Consider the following 1372-nt stretch of genomic DNA (forward strand, 5'->3'; position numbering starts at 1 on the left):
TTTTTTTACTCCTTCTTTAGAGTAACGATTTACTTCTTTGAGAACTTTCGGTGAGAACAAATTATCTATTTCATCTCGTGCGATGATTTCATTATAGTAAACCTCTGATTTTCCTTGATCTTCTTTCGACATACCGCCTTCAAGAACACAATCCTTGAAAGGAAAATCCAGCACCACATCAGAACTGTAATCAAGGTATTTACCTTCGCTAGTTAATCCCACTTTGTTCCGGTATTTAGTGAAGCTATTAGCCCAATATTCTTTGTATTTTAGAAGACCACATAATTTGTCAAAGTCAAAGATAAAAATGCCATCAATATCCGCACCATAAACAGAGCGGACTTTTTCATTATCGACCAATGCCTTGATAAGGTCTGGCTGCTTTTGACTGATAGCGTCACTCACCATTGAACGTTGTAATTCCTCTCCGTTCCAGAATTGCGGGAATGCTTTTAAAACCTTGTTAAGTTCTTTTATTAATTCGGTCTGCATGTCATGGCCTTATGACTGTTAAATATTGGAATGATTGTAAGGTATAGCGTTCGGTGCTGGAACCCGACAGCTATGAGTTGGATGCAGTTGCGGGGAAATGCATCAGAATGGGTGGTATTTAACATAAACGCTCTTGCGCGCACCACTAAAACGCGCTGAACGCGATTCTGACGCAAACACCGCAAAAAGAGATGTTTTACCAGTGAAAACCAGAAAAATGCGTCAGGATCGTTTTCAGCTCGATGCATAGCTATGCATGAAAGTGAATGACGATCGGTTTGAGTGCATTCGGTGCCAATAAGGCACATTTTCAGACATTTTCAGTTCGTGAATTCCAGGCATATCTGAGCAGACACCCCTAGGGGCGCTGCTAGGGGTGTCCTGTAAAAAAATGCGACGCGTCCCTAGGGACGCCCATACCTTAATTAACTGTTTTTTATAAAGATTGTCAGTACTGACCCTAAGTAGGGTCGCCATAGCGTCGCCATAGGGTCGTCAACGACGTGCTTTTGCATAAATCTGAAAAAGAAAATACATTTTTGAAACCATAACAACATGATTTCAAAAGCAAATCAGCAAAAAATTAGTTTTGCGTGGGGTGTGGGCATTTCAGGCATGAGAACAGACTCGCGTTTTTCCGGGGTATCTGCGGAATTTTTGATAAAAAAAACCTCGACGCAGAGCGAAATTTTATGCAACAGCGGCTGTACAGCACAGGGATTATTTATCAGTTGATATGCTGTGCCATGATACCTCCTAAAAAACAGGACAGGATGTGCAATTGTAATACCGTCGCGCGCAACGTCTTACAATTACCACCTGGTCAGGGTCCACCCGACACCCGGTACTGACGGAGAACAACCGAAGGTGAACAAACAGC

General features: G+C 42.2%; 1 protein-coding gene. It reads right to left on the reverse strand.

The annotated features are described in order from the left end of the window. Positions 1-492, reverse strand: a 492-nt coding sequence (locus ATB02_RS25630; protein ID WP_241957652.1) for a site-specific DNA-methyltransferase, incomplete at its 3' end; no start/stop codon positions are given. Positions 493-1372: the final 880 nt, after the last annotated feature.

Origin of the sequence: Escherichia sp. MOD1-EC5189 (genome assembly GCF_002966045.1) — a bacterium.
Lineage (GTDB): Bacteria > Pseudomonadota > Gammaproteobacteria > Enterobacterales > Enterobacteriaceae > Escherichia > Escherichia coli_F.